This is a genomic window from Rubrivirga aquatilis (assembly GCF_046845665.1).
Taxonomy (GTDB): domain Bacteria; phylum Bacteroidota; class Rhodothermia; order Rhodothermales; family Rubricoccaceae; genus Rubrivirga.
The window spans coordinates 3708937-3722762 of record NZ_CP177355.1 but is presented as its reverse complement, the minus strand read 5'-3'; the positions used below and the strand labels follow the sequence as shown (position 1 = coordinate 3722762).

At 72.1% G+C, this 13826-nt stretch carries 10 protein-coding genes; 4 read left to right on the top strand and 6 right to left on the bottom strand.

The features are described 5' to 3' along the window. Positions 1-46 precede the first annotated feature (46 nt). Positions 47-1924 (bottom strand): aspartate--tRNA ligase, encoded by a 1878-nt coding sequence (gene aspS / locus ACLII4_RS16500; RefSeq protein ID WP_412068489.1) that lies wholly within the window; start codon positions 1922-1924, stop codon positions 47-49. Positions 1925-2176: 252 nt separating this feature from the next. Here aspS and ACLII4_RS16495 point away from each other — a divergent pair, with 252 nt between their 5' ends. The 4 genes from ACLII4_RS16495 to dut all read left to right on the top strand — a co-directional run bounded on the left by ACLII4_RS16495 (position 2177) and on the right by dut (position 7999). Beyond that, positions 2177-4576, top strand: a complete 2400-nt coding sequence (locus ACLII4_RS16495) for a response regulator (RefSeq protein WP_412068488.1) — start codon at positions 2177-2179, stop codon at positions 4574-4576. A 32-nt stretch (positions 4577-4608) separates the two neighbouring features. Beyond that, on the top strand, positions 4609-5535 hold the full coding sequence (meaB, locus tag ACLII4_RS16490; protein WP_412068487.1) for a methylmalonyl Co-A mutase-associated GTPase MeaB: 927 nt from the start codon (positions 4609-4611) through the stop codon (positions 5533-5535). A 340-nt stretch (positions 5536-5875) separates the two neighbouring features. Continuing rightward, positions 5876-7474 carry a peptide MFS transporter gene (locus ACLII4_RS16485; RefSeq protein ID WP_412068486.1) on the top strand — a complete coding sequence of 533 codons (1599 nt, stop codon included), beginning with the start codon at positions 5876-5878 and terminating at the stop codon, positions 7472-7474. A gap of 66 nt (positions 7475-7540) precedes the next feature. Then, entirely contained in the window at positions 7541-7999 is a 459-nt protein-coding gene (gene dut, locus ACLII4_RS16480) for a dUTP diphosphatase (protein WP_412068485.1), read from the top strand. Positions 8000-8149: 150 nt separating this feature from the next. Here the strand turns inward: dut and ACLII4_RS16475 are convergent, their stop codons facing one another. The 5 genes from ACLII4_RS16475 to ACLII4_RS16455 all read right to left on the bottom strand — a co-directional run bounded on the left by ACLII4_RS16475 (position 8150) and on the right by ACLII4_RS16455 (position 13824). After that, on the bottom strand, positions 8150-8842 hold the full coding sequence (locus ACLII4_RS16475) for an FkbM family methyltransferase (protein ID WP_412068484.1): 693 nt from the start codon (positions 8840-8842) through the stop codon (positions 8150-8152). A gap of 332 nt (positions 8843-9174) precedes the next feature. Continuing rightward, a complete protein-coding gene (locus tag ACLII4_RS16470; protein WP_412068483.1) occupies positions 9175-10308 on the bottom strand; it encodes a glycosyltransferase family 4 protein in 1134 nt (377 codons plus the stop codon). Then, entirely contained in the window at positions 10308-11528 is a 1221-nt protein-coding gene (locus ACLII4_RS16465; RefSeq protein ID WP_412068482.1) for a glycosyltransferase, read from the bottom strand. The genes ACLII4_RS16470 and ACLII4_RS16465 overlap by 1 nt, the downstream gene beginning before the upstream one ends. Further along, on the bottom strand, positions 11525-12688 hold the full coding sequence (locus ACLII4_RS16460; RefSeq protein ID WP_412068481.1) for a glycosyltransferase: 1164 nt from the start codon (positions 12686-12688) through the stop codon (positions 11525-11527). Before ACLII4_RS16460 ends, ACLII4_RS16465 begins: the two co-directional genes overlap by 4 nt. Then, positions 12685-13824: a glycosyltransferase family 4 protein gene (locus ACLII4_RS16455; protein ID WP_412068480.1), complete on the bottom strand. Its 1140-nt coding sequence runs from the start codon at positions 13822-13824 to the stop codon at positions 12685-12687. Before ACLII4_RS16455 ends, ACLII4_RS16460 begins: the two co-directional genes overlap by 4 nt. Positions 13825-13826: the final 2 nt, after the last annotated feature.

The following is a 13826-nucleotide window of genomic DNA, read 5'->3' as shown; positions in this document are numbered from 1 at the left end:
GTTCCGCGAGCGGGGCTGGCGCGAGCAGGGCTGGCGCCAGCCCCCGCTACTCCGGGTCGGCCGCGAGCGGGGTCGTGGTGTCGACGGCGGGCGCCTTCGCGGTCGTCGCGATGTGGAGCTCGGCGAGCTGCTCGGGGTCGACCACGTCGGGGGCGGACGACATGAGCTCGGTCGCCTGCTGGGTCTTGGGGAACGCGATCACGTCGCGCAGGCTGGTGGCCCCGGTCAGGAGCATCACGAGCCGGTCGAGGCCGAGCGCGATGCCGCCGTGGGGCGGGGCGCCGTACTTCAGGGCGTCGAGCAGGAAGCCGAAACGGCGCTGGGCCTCGTCGTCGGAGATGCCGAGCAGCTCGAACATCTTGCTCTGCACGTCGGAGCGGTGGATGCGGATGGAGCCGCCGCCGACCTCGGACCCGTTGAGGACGAGGTCGTAGGCCTGGCTGCGGACCGCGCCGGGGTCGGTCGCCAGCTTGGCGATGTCCGCGCCAGCCGGCGCCGTGAACGGGTGGTGCACGGCGTGGTACCGGCCCGACTCCTCGTCCCACTCCAAGAGGGGGAAGTCGGTGACCCACAGGAACGCCCACGGGCCGTCGGCGCCGTCGGGGACGAGGCCCTGCTCGCGCGCCATGTGGAGCCGGAGCGCGCCCATCTGCTCGAACACGGTCGGCTGCGGGCCCGCGAGCACGAGGACGAGGTCGCCGGCCGTCGCGCCGACGGCGTCGATGACGGCCTGCATCTTGTCGCGGGCGAAGACCTCGTCCTTGACCGACTGGCTGAAGTCCGACCCGTCGGCGGGGAGCTTGGCGTAGAACAGGCCGCCGGCGCCGATCTGCTTGCGGACCACGTCCTTGTCCAGCTTGTCCATCGGCTTGCGGCCGCGCTCGCCCTCCCCTTCGACCTTGATGGCGACGACCGCGCCGCCGTCGTCCAGAATCGACTCGAAGACGCCGAAGTCGGAGCCGCGCACGGCGTCGGACACGTCGGCGATCTCCATGCCGAACCGGAGGTCGGGCTTGTCGGACCCGTAGCGGCGGATGGCCTCGGCGTAGGGCATCCGGGGGAACGGCGTCGGGACCTCGATGCCGCGCGTGTCGCGCCAGATCTGGGCGATGAGCCCCTCGGCCATCCCGTAGATCATCTCCTCGGTCGCGAACGTCATCTCGACGTCGATCTGGGTGAACTCCGGCTGGCGGTCCGCTCTCAGATCCTCATCCCGAAAACACTTGGTGATCTGGACGTAGCGGTCCATGCCCGCCACCATCAGGATCTGCTTGTAGGTCTGCGGGCTCTGGGGGAGCGCGTAGAACTGGCCGGGGTGGACGCGGCTCGGCACGAGGTAGTCGCGCGCGCCCTCGGGCGTCGACTTCATCAGGACCGGCGTCTCGACCTCGATAAAGTCGTGGTCGTGGAAGTAGCTCCGCGTGCTCTGGTAGAGCTTGCTCCGCAGCATCAGATTGCGCTGGAGCTTGGAGCGGCGCAGGTCGAGGTAGCGGTACGTCAGGGCCGTCTCCTCGCCCGGCGTCGTCGCCTTGGGGTCGTTCTCGGACACCACGAACGGCGTTGGCGCGGACGTCGCGAGCACCTCGACGTGGGACACGTAGACCTCGATGTCGCCGGTCGCCAGCTTGTCGGTCTTCCGCTCGCGGACGCGGACCTCGCCGCGCGCCGAGATCACGTCCTCGCCGCGCATCCGCTCCGCCAGCGCCGCGAGGTCGGCGTCGATCTCGGGCGAGAACACGAGCTGGGTGATGCCGTAGCGGTCGCGGAGGTCGACAAAGTTGAGCCCGCCGAAGTTGCGGCGCTGGTCGACCCAGCCCTTGAGCACGACGGTCTGGCCGGCGTCGGCCTCGCGGAGCGCGCCGCAGGTGTGTGTGCGGTCGCCGTGGGTGGGCGCGTCGGTGAGCGGGAGGCGGGCGTCGGACATGGGGAGGGTCGCTGGGTGGTCCGAAGCTAGGCGGGACGGGGGAGGGGGGAAGAGAAGAGGGGTAGAGGAGAGAAGGGGTCTGGGGGGGCGGGTCGGCCGATGGCCGGGTCTGAGGAACGGCTGGGTGCGGTGCCGGGCGGGGTGGGGGGGCGCCGATGCAGGGGGCGGCCTTGCCCCTCTTTCCCTGGTAAAGAACGCAGGCTCCCCATCGATCCTCTGACTATCGCTTATTCCCCCGTCGCTCGGGACGCCATGCCCACCGTCACGTACGACCCGGTCCTCGTCGGCCTCTCCTATGCCGTCGCCACGGTCGCCTCGTTCACCGCGCTCTCGTTTGCGTGGCGGATGGCCCGGTCGACGGGGCGAGCCCGAGTTCAGTGGCTCGTCGGCGGGGCCGCGGCCATGGGGGTCGGGATCTGGTCGATGCACTTTGTCGGGATGCTCGCCTACCACGCGGGCATGCCCATGGCGTACGACCCCGCGTTGACGCTCCTGTCGGTGCTGATCGCCATGTCGTCGTCCGCGCTCGCGCTCCAGATCGGAACGCGCGAGCGCCTGACTGGCGGTGGGATCGTCGCGAGTGGGGTCGTCCTGGGAGGCGGCATCGCGGCGATGCACTACACTGGGATGGCCTCGATGCGGATGCCGGCGACATTGACCTACGACCGGGCACTGTTCGTGGCGTCCATCGTCGTCGCCGTCGTCACGGCCGTCGTCGCGCTCTGGATCTTTGCCCGGGTGTCGCGCCGCGACCAGCCCCACGTTCCGCTGATGGGGGTGGCCTCGTTGGTGATGGGACTGGCCGTCTGCGGCATGCACTACACCGGGATGGCCGCCGCCGTCCTAACGCCCTTCGAGGGACACGTCCCTGGCGAATTCCCGGTCGGCTGGATCGCGGTCAGCGTGGCCTTGGGCACGGGGGTCGTGCTGCTGGGGGCCTTGGGGACGCTCCTGATCGACTACCGCTTTCGCCTGTCCAAGGCCTCTGAGGCCCGCCTCGAGGCGATCGTCCACGAGCGGACCGCCGAGCTCGAAGCGGCGCTCCACACCGCCGAGGAGGCCACCCGAGCCAAGAGCGAGTTCCTGGCCAACATGTCGCACGAGATCCGGACGCCCATGAACGGCGTCATCGGCATGACGTCGCTCTTGCTCGACACGGCGCTGGATCGGGAGCAGCACGACTTTGTGGAGACCATCCGGGCCTCGGGCGACGCCCTGATGACCATCATCAACGACATCCTCGACTACTCCAAGATCGAGGCCGGGATGCTGGACCTCGAGCGCGCGCCCTTCGAGGTCCGCGACTGCGTGGAGTCCGCGCTCGACGTGGTGGCGCAGAAGGCCGCCGAGGCGGGCGTCGAGCTGGCCTACGTCATCGACGACGGCGTGCCGGGGGCGATCGCGGGCGACGTGACGCGCGTGCGTCAGGTGCTGGTCAACCTGCTGTCGAACGCGACCAAGTTCACGCGTGTGGGCTCGATCTGCGTCCGCGTTTCGGCCGAGCCGAAGGAGGCCGCGGTGGGCCACACGGTCCGCCTCGCGTTCGCCGTCGAGGACACCGGCATCGGGATCCCGCCGGACAAGCTGGCGAGCATCTTCGAGAGCTTTACCCAAGCCGACGCCACCACAACGCGGCGGTTCGGCGGCACGGGGCTTGGCCTCACCATCTCACGGCGACTCGCCTCGGTCATGGACGGCGAGCTGCTGGTCGAGAGCGCGCCTGGCGTCGGGTCCACGTTTACGCTCGCGCTCCGGGCCGAGGTCGCCCACTACGAGCGCCCGACGTTCCTGGCGGGCGAGCAGCCGTCGCTTGCCGGCCGCCGTGTGTTGGTGGTCGACGACAACGCGGTCAACCGCGAGATCCTCTGTCGCCTCGCCTCGCGGTGGCAGATGACGGCCGAGAGCGCCGAGTCGGGCCCGGAGGGGCTGGCCGTGCTGGACCGCGCCCACGCCGCGGGCACCCCCTTCGACGTGGTCTGGCTCGACATGCAGATGCCCGATATGGACGGCCTCGAGGTGGCGCGCGCCATCGACGAGCGGGCCGGCGACCCGGAGGTCCTGATCCTGACCTCGATCTGTCGCGACGCGAGCCTCCGCGCCGAGGCCGAGGCGGCCCGCGTTGCCGACGTCCTCTACAAGCCGACCAAGCCCGCCCAACTCTACGAAGCGGTCATCGACGCGCTTCGCGTGCGCCCGACGGCGTCGGCCAGTCGCTCACCCGACACCTGGGTGGCCCGGCCCACAGACCCCGCGGCGGACATCGCGCCCGGCCTCCGCATCCTGATCGCCGAGGACAACGTCGTCAACCAAAAGGTGGCGGTCCGCATTCTGCAGCGCCTCGGGCTCCGCGCCGACGTGGTGGCGAATGGTCTGGAGGCCGTCGCCGCCGTCCGCCGCCAGCCCTACGACGTGGTGCTGATGGACATCCAGATGCCGGAGATGGACGGGCTCGAAGCGACGCGCACGATCCGGTCGGTGGACGTGCGCCAACCCTACATCGTGGCCTTGACGGCGAATGCCATGGAGGGCGACCGTGAGGAATGCGTCGACGCCGGCGCCGACGACTACGTCTCGAAGCCGGTCAGCGTCTCTGCGCTGGCGGCTGCGCTTGGACGCGTGTCGTCGGCACAGCTTGCAGACGTGCTCGCCTGAGCCCCGGCGGCTGGCACTGGCGATCTTGTGGCATGTCTGCCGCCGCCCTCGCCCCCGACGTCCTCTCCGGCCAGCGCCGCGCCATCGCTCGTGCGCTCACGGCGGTCGAGAACGGGCTCGACGGCGCCGACGCCTTGGTTGACGCGCTGTACCCCCACACCGGGCGCGCCTGGCGGATCGGGGTGACCGGGCCGCCGGGCGCGGGCAAGTCGACCCTCGTCGATCGGCTCGTCGAGGTTTTCCGCCAGCGGGGCCAGACGGTCGCCGTCGTCGCCGTCGACCCGTCGAGCCCGTTCACGGGCGGGGCGCTGCTGGGCGACCGGGTCCGGATGGACCGGCACGCGACCGACGAGGGCGTCTTCGTGCGCTCGCTCGCAGCACGCGGGGCCCTCGGCGGACTCAGCGAGGCGACGGAGGCGGCGTGCGACGTGTTCGACGCGGCGGGCTTCGACGTGGTGCTGGTTGAGACGGTGGGTGTGGGGCAGGGCGAGATCGACGTGGCCGAGGCGACGGACACGACGCTCGTGGTGCTGGTCCCGGAGTCCGGCGACGCGGTCCAGGCGATGAAGGCGGGGCTCATGGAGGTGGCCGACGTGTTCTGCGTCAACAAGGCCGACAAGCCGGAGGCATCGGCGCTGGTGCGGGCGCTCCGCGCGGCCCTCCACCTGCGGCCCCCGGAGCACCGCGCGCCGACGGTCGTGAAGGCGTCGGCGCTGGCGGGCGAACTGACAGGGCTGGTGGAGGCGCTGGACGCGCACCGGGCCGCCCTCGCGGAGCGGTGGGCCGCCAACCGGGCCGGGCGGCTGCGGCGGCGCGTGCGGCGGATCGTGGAGGCGCGCTTGCGCCAGCGGTTCTGGGGCGAGCACGGGGCGGCGTTGACGGCGGGCATCGCGGCGCTCGACCCCGACGACCGGGCGCCGCATCGGATCGCGGCGGGCCTGCTGGCGAACGGGGGGTAGGGATCGCGTGCGGGGACCCGACCCCTCACCCGGGCGTCGACGACGCTGCGCGTTGGCTCTCTCCCGCACGGAGAGGGGACGTCGTTTGAGACCTCATGCTCCACCTCGACGCCAGAGCTGGCGGGGGGAGGGACACGCTGTTGGCGGAGGCCGTCGGTGTGCCCGTACGTCCCCCAATCGGGCACACCGGTGGGCCGGAGCGCCGCGAGCAAAAGGCCGCAAACGGGCGCGAGCCTCGACCGTCCGTGACGCCGGGCGGGTCGGACGCGGCCTCTCGGGCATCCCCCGAGGGCGCCGCTATCTTCACGCGGTTCACGACCCCTTCCCAGACCCCACCAACATGAGCAAAGGACCCGACGCCGAAGGCGCCAGCGACCTCGCCGCCCAACAGATCGCCGCCGCGGGCGGTGCCTCCGCGACCGGCGCCATCGGCGCCGACGACACGCGCTTTTTCGGGCACCCCCTCGGCTTGTCGAACCTCTTCTTTACGGAGCTCTTCGAACGCGCGTCCTACTACGGGATGCGGGCCTTGCTCATCCTCTACATGACGGCCGAGACCGTCGACGGGGGCCTGGGCTACGACGTCGGCAAGTCGGCGCTGGTGTACGGGCTGTACACGTCGCTGGTGTACCTCGCCAACCTGCCCGGCGGCTGGATCGCCGACCGGCTGATGGGCCAGCGGCGGAGCGTGCTGCTCGGCGGCATCCTGATCGCGGCGGGCCACTTTACGATGGCCTTCGACCTCATCGCGGCGTTCTACGGCGGGCTCGGGCTGATCATCCTGGGCACGGGCATGCTGAAGCCCAACATCTCGGTGATGGTCGGCCAGCTCTACCCGGCCGACGACCCGCGCCGCGACGCCGGGTTCACCATCTTCTACATGGGCATCAACATCGGCGCCTTCGCGATGCCGCTCATCTGCGGCGCGCTCGCCATCAGCTACGGCTGGCACGCAGGGTTCGCGGCGGCGGGCGTCGGCATGGCCATCGGCGTGGCCGTTTACATGCTGACGGGCAAGCAGCTCGGCGATGTGGGCCTGCTCTCGCCAGAGGCGGCCGCTGAGCGTCCGGCCTCGATGAGCATGTTCATCAAGGGGCTCCTGGGCACGCTCGTGTTCGTCGGCGGCCTAGCCGGGCTGATGGCGGCAGGCGTGATCCCCGCCACGGCCGAGGTCATTCAGGGCATCTACATCGTGGTCCTGTTCGTGATCACGTTCGGGCTGTTCGGGTGGCTACTCACGCGGCCGTACTGGACGGATGGCGAGAAGAAGCGGCTCTACATGATCATCCTGCTGTTCGCGGGCTACGCCATCTTCCTGGCGGCCTTCGAGCAGGCCGGCTCCAGCCTCAACCTGTTCGCCCAGCAGTCGACCGACCGGGCCGTGCCGGGCTGGCTCTCGTGGGTGCCCGGCCTGGGCAGTGGCGAGGTCCCCGCCGCGTGGTTCCAGTCGCTGAACGCCTTCTTTATCTTCACCATCGCCCCGTTCGTGGCGATGATCTGGGTGTGGCTCGGCCGACGCAAAAAGGACCCGTCCACGGCCAGCAAGTTCGGGATGGGCCTGATCCTGCTCGGCCTCGGGTTCGTGGTGATGGTCGGCGCGGGCGCGGCGTCGGCGGGCGGCGCGCAGGTGTCGCCGTGGTGGCTCATCGTGACGTACCTGCTGCACACGCTCGGCGAGCTGACGCTGTCGCCGGTCGGTCTGAGCGCGATGACGAAGCTGGCCCCCGCCCGCGTGTCGTCGCTGATGATGGGCGTCTGGTTCCTGGGCGCGTCGGTCGGCAACTTTATCGCCGGCTCCATCGCCGGGTTCTACGACAAGCTCGAACTGTCGGCCTTCATGGGCTTGGTGGCCGCCATCGCCATCGTCGCGGGCATCGGCTTCTTCTTCATCGCCGGCCCGATGAAGCGGATGATCGAGCGCGCGGACCACACCGCTTAACCCTCTCGTTTCCTGTCCCCGCGCCCCGCTGGCCTCCGCCGCCAGCGGGGCGCGTCCGTCTCTTCAATGCCTGACCTCTCCGTTCCCGTCACCGTCCTCCCGCACGGTGAGGGGCTCGCGCTCCCCGCCCACGCCACGCCCGACGCGGCGGGCCTCGACCTCCGTGCGGCCGTGCCGCAGGACGCGCCGATGACGCTTGCGCCCGGCGCGTTCGCGCTCGTACCCACGGGCCTCCAGGTCGCTCTCCCCGACGGCGCCGAGGGGCAGGTCCGCCCACGCTCCGGGCTCGCGTTCAAGCACGGCGTGACGGTCCTCAACAGTCCCGGCACCATCGACTCCGGCTACCGAGGCGAGGTGGGCGTGCTGCTCGTCAACCACGGGTCGGCGCCGTTCGTGGTCACGCGCGGCGAGCGAATCGCGCAGCTGGTCGTGTCGCGCTACGAGCGTGTCGAGATGGTCCCGGTGGACGACCTCGACACGACCGCGCGCGGGGCTGGCGGGTTCGGCTCGACGGGGACGGACTAGGCCCGGTCTGGGGAGTCCGTCCCGGGCTGCGTGCGGCGCCTATCGCTTCCCGCCGCGTTGAGCGGCATCGCCGTCGCTCGCGCTTCGCCGACGTCGCGCGCCTCGCGAGCGACGGCAGCCCCTCAAGGCTCGAGACTGACAATCCACGAACTAGCCGAGCCCTACGGCCTTCTTCGCCAGTCGGCCCAGCCCTGTGAGGTAGTGGCGCCCCGTGCGCACCCACAGCATCTCCGCTGCCGACACGTCGACCCGGTCCGGGTGAAAGATCAACACGTCGCAATAGCTCAGGCGGGACTTCTTGTAGACGACGAAGCCGAGGTCTCGGAACCGGTCCAGCGTCGACCGGACGACAGACTCCGGGGTGGTCCCATTGAAGTCGTGAAACTCGACCGTGTACTGGTCGACCTGCTGGAGGACGGCGTCGGGGCAGGCGTCGAACATCGGGATCTCTGCCCCTTCGATGTCGGCTTTGACGAGATCCACCTGGCTCAGCGTCTCGCGCGCCATCAGGCCTGCCAGCGACTCCGTGGGTACGGTGATCGCCTCCGGGTAGTCCGTCTCATCGATCGGGTGCAGGGACGACCCCAGCGGATCCGCGCTGACGTGAAAGGTGGCCTCGCCGGCCTCGCCGCTCATCGCGAACGGTCGGACATGGATTCGCGGGTCGTCGTCAATCCGGGCGGCCATCGCCGGGTTCGGCTCGACGGCGTAGCAGGTGCAACCGAACCGCCGCACCATCGCGGTCGAGAACACCCCGGCGTTCGCGCCGAGGTCCAGCACCACCGAGTGGGGACCAAGGGGATGCGAGAGCAACGTGTGCTCCTTGATGGTGGTGACGGGCATGAGACGGGCCAGCCAACGTCCACGCGGCGTTGAGTGGGCTGACCTGAGCTGTGAACAGAGAGGACATACTTTCGGTGGTCTCTGGTGATCCCCACTGGGCGGCGAACGGCTGATGCTGCCTGGGCTCATTCGCATGCAAAGGCCGACAGGCGGGCCCCCGGCCGGTGTGGGCCGGGCAACTCCGTCGCCGGAGTACTGGCCTCCTCCGCACGCGTTGCTTGTGCCGCGGAGCCCATCAGTGGCCCCTGCATCAGTAGGCCCCTGGACGAGGCCACCTGGCCCTCGTGCCGCTTGTCCTCGATTCGTCAGGAAGGCCGGGCAGGAGCGGGCCGTTAGGACGCTCGGTTGTCGACGCGGTCCAGCAACGCGAGCCACTGCTGGCAGACGGTGTCGGGGGCGTACGCCGCGTCGAAGCGGGCGCGAGCGGCGCGGCTGGCGTCGGGCCATGCCTCGGGCGTCGCGAGGCGGGCGGCGGCGGTGGCAAGCGCGTCGGCGTCGGGCGGCACGAGCACCCCGGCCCCGTCGCGGACGACCTCGGGGAGCGCGGCGTGTGCCACGCCGACGACGGGCGTCCCAGCGCCGAGCGCCTCCAGCACGGCGACGGGCAGCGCCTCACTCGGGTGCGTCGACGGGAAGAGGAGCAGGTCGGCGTCGAGCACGAACCGCTTGATGGCGTGGTGCGGCACGCCTCCGTGCGCGACGACCCGGCCCGCCAGCCCCAGCGCCGCCACGCGGCCGGCGAACGCAGCCTCGGCGTCGGCCGACGGCCACCGGCCGACCAGGTCGAGCCGGACGTCGTGTGTCTCTGCCAACTGGGCGGCGGCGGCGAGCGCGAGGTCGTAGCCCTTCTCGGGCATCAGGTTGCCCAGGAATAGCAGCCGCACGCCCGGCCGCGCAAGCCGCACCGCGCGTGCGGTCTCGACCTCGGCGGGAGAACACAGCACGTCGGCGCCGACGGTGTTCGGGATCACGACGCGCTTCCCGGCAGGAACGAACGGCGCCGCCCGGTCCGCCAGCCCGTCCGTCAGGAACACGACGGCTGCGCAGCGCGCGACGACGCGACGCGCCGTCCAGCGCGTCGGGCCGGCGAACATCCGGTCGAAGTAGGCGCGGTGGACGACGGCAACGATGGGGCGGCTCGGGCCAAACGCGGGCAGCGTCGTCAGCACGTCGCGGGCGTGGCCGAGCGGGTGCGGCGAGATCGACGCCCACAGCGCGGGCGCCTCGGGCACGGCGGCGAGGGCGCGGCGTAGACGGCGGCCCGTGGCGAGGTAGTGGCCTGCGCGACGCCAGCCCCACCGCGCCTCGGTCGAGACGAGCGCGTCGCCCTCGGGCGCCGACGTGCTCACCCGAACGACCGGCCGCGATTCGCCCACCAATTCGGCCAGCCGGTCCGTCGCCAGCGTTTGGCCGTCGAGCGGCGGGGGGAAGCGGCCGACGACGGCGACTGGACGGGCGTCAGGCATCAGTCGGGGATGGCTTGGAAGGCGCGTGGGCGGCGGGCGGCGACGCGCAAAGCGGCAAGCGCGGCGCGGGCGGGGAGGGAGAGGCCCCGGTCGGCACGCCCGCGCCCGGCCTCGATAGCGGCCCAGAGCCCGTCGGCAAAGTCGTCGAGCCCGAAGGCGGACACGATCTCGCGCGAGCGGTCTCCACACGCGGCGCGCTCGGCGTCGGACAGGGCCGCGATGGCAGCCAGGCGCTCCGCCAGTGCCACCGCGTCGCCGGCCGGGACGGTGAACCCGTTGGCGCCGGGGTCGACGAGGTCGACCGCGCAGCCGGCCCCGTCGGACACGACGACGGGCAGCCCGGCCGCCATGGCCTCGTTGACGACGAGTCCCCAGGTGTCCTTGCGCGACGGCATCACGAGGGCGTCGGCGCGGCCGTACGCGTGGCCGAGTGCGTCGCCGCTGGCGAAGCCGGAGAACGTCACACCGGGCCCGGCGGCGCCCTCCAGCGCTTGCCGCTCCGGCCCGTAGCCCACGACTGCCAGCTCCCACGGGGTGGCCGTGTCGGTGCGGTAGCGGGCATACGCGTCGATGAGCACATCGACGCCCTTGATCGGCGTCAGCCGCGACACGGCTACGAACCGACGGGCGTCGTCGGCCGGGCGCTCGGCGCGAGCCTCCGCCGCGAGCCGAGCGAAGCGGGCGTTGTCGACCACGTCGACCGGCTGGAAGACATGCGAGGGCGGGACGCCGAGGTCGACGGCGTACGCGCGCTGGGGCGTCCCGGCGACGAGCGCCGCGTCGAACTGGCGGACGAGCGCTCGCTTGACGGCCTCGCGCCAGCCCGCGCGGTCGGCGTCCTGGCGGCGGCTGTCGAACATCATCACGGCGGTGCGGCGGTGCCGACGGCACCACGCCAGCCCGGCCCGGGAGTCGGGCGTCGAGTAGCTGGCGACGGCGAGGGCGTCGGGGTCGATCCGGTCGAGCGCGGCCCGCATCGCGCGCGCCATCTCTGGCCCGGGGACCGACTCGAACGAGCGCCCTGGGAAGAGCGTCTCGCGGCGGTATGCGGGGGCGTCCGCCAGGGTGTCCCAGACATACGTGTCGTCGGTGGATGCCGTCTCCAGCGCCACCAACTCAACTCCGCGCGCGGCCAGCGACCGCGCCAGCGCCGCGAGACGGGCGACGTGGTACGGGCCGAAGCGGCCCCACGAAACGCAGACGCGGCGGACTGGGCTCATGGCTGGCGAAGGGCGTCGGCGATGACGTCTGCGAAGTGGTCGACGGTGTGCGCCTCGGCGTACCCAGCGGCACGGGCGGGGTCGAAGCCGGTGGCCGGCGCCGTCGCCGCCGTCGCGAGCGCCGCCGCCAGCGCGGTCCGGTCGGTCGTGTCGACGGCTTGCCCGAGGGCGTGCTCGCGGACCTCGCGGCCCACCATCCCCTCCGCCGTCGCCAGCAGCGGGCGGCCGGCGGCGGCGGCGCGGAGCACGACGCCGCTCGACCCGACGTGACCCCGGTACGGCGCCAGCACGATGTCGGCGGCCGTTACCAGGTCGTCCAACTCGCCGTCGGGCACGAACCGATCCTGAAAGATGACCTGCGCGTCCGTCCGGCGCGCGGCGTCGATCGCGACCTGAAGGCGTGGCCGCATGTCGTCGTACGTCTTCCCGACGATGACCAGCGTCAGCCGTCGGGCCGAGTCGTCGGGCACGTCCGTCAGCGCCTCCAGCACGTCGTACACCCCCTTGCGCACCTCCAGCGACCCGAACAGCAGCAGCACCCGGCGGCTGTCCTCGACCCCGAGCGACGCGCGGACCGCGTCGACGGACCGGGTCGGGGTCGGCGGCTCGGCGGGGTCGGGGAGCCAGCGCGCATCGAGGCCGAGACGGCGGAGAGGGGCGACGGCACCGGGGTCGAGGGCCAAGACGGCGCCGAGGTGGGGGTTGCGGGCCGCCGCGTGGAGCAGGGCCGTCTTGCGAAGCTGGCGGAGACGATCGCTGAGGCCGGTCGCCGGCTCGTGCAGGGTCGCCCGGAGCAGGATGCCCGACACCCGCGTCCGGAAATCGAAGCGTAAGCCGGTCGCCAGCGCGAGCTGGGTGTGGTCAAGCGCCGGGAGGAACACCTCCGGTGCCCGGGCGGACCGGATGGCGTCGCCGACGACGGCGCCGACCGCGCGGCCGGCTGCCCAGAGGGAGCCTGGGGCGCCGAGCGGCGACACGTCGAGTGCGCGGGTGCCGACGGCCGCGAGCGCCTCGGCCTCGGCGTCCAGCAGGGCGGGGTGCGCGGCGACGGCGACCCGACCGACGTCCCGGGCCGCCAGCCCGCCGACGATCCAGCGGAGGTACTCGGCGTGGTGGCCGCCCGCGTACGGCGCGACGATCAGGAGGTCGGGAGGCCTCACCGAACGTGCGGCGCGAGCAGGGCCAGCAGACGCTCGGTGCCCGCGTCCCAGTTCAGCACGCGGTCGTACTTCGCGCGCGCCGTCGTCGCCAGTCGGGCGTAGGCGGCGCGGTCGGACCACAACTCGACGGCGCGGTCGGCGATGACCTGGGGGCGCTCCTGGAAGCGGAACAGCACCCCGGCGTCGTCGCCGACGGTCGTCGGCATCCCGCCGATGTCCGTCGTGAGGGAGGGGAGTCCGAAGGCGGCGGCCTCAGCGAAGACGCAGCCGAAATCCTCAGCGCGGACCGGCATGCAGAGGAAGTGGCTCTCGGCGAACAGCGCACGCAAGCGGTCGCGCTCGGCGGGCACGTCCTTGCGCAGGAAGCCCGTCGCCCGGAGCAAGGGGTGCGCGTCGACGGGCGGGTGCGACCCGGCGACCGTCAGCGTCGTCGGGACGCCGCGCGCGGTCATCTCCTCGGCCACGCGGAGCGCCACATCGCCGCCCTTGCGGACCCACCCGCCGCCGACGAACAGCAGCCGGCACACGTCGCCCGACCGCGCCGCGACGGACTCGGCGATGGCCTGGGCCGAGGGCACGTCGTCCGGCTCGAGGTTCGCCCCGTACTCCACGACGTGCACCGAGCCGTCGTCGACACCGTAGTAGCCGCGCGCGGAGTCAGCGCCGTGCGCCGTCGCGAAGGCGGCGACCGTCGATCGCTCGATGGCCGCGCGCTCGACGGCGTGCGCCTCGATGACGTGGGCGTCCGGCAGGCCGGTAAAGTCGGGGTAGAAGAGGAGGTTGGCCTCGAACGTGGCGTCGGGCCAGCACGCGGTCGGGCAGCCGGCGTCGAGCGCCGCGAGCGGGAGTGTGCTCATCGCGACGACGGCGTCGGGGCGGAGCGCGGCGATCTGGGGGGCGGCGTCGGCGGCCAAGCCCCGGACGCTCGCCCACGTGTGGGCGCGGAGGTACGTCTCGCCCCGCACCCGGTGGCGCAGCTTGGCGAGGCGCCCCGCGACGGCGCCGCCTTGGGCCAGCGGGCCGACCACGCTCAGGCGGTCGACCCGGCGGCGGAGCGCCTGCGTCACGTAGTACGGAACGCCCGAGAACGATCGGATGTCGGAGGGGTCGTGGGCGGTGACGAAGGCGAGATGCATGG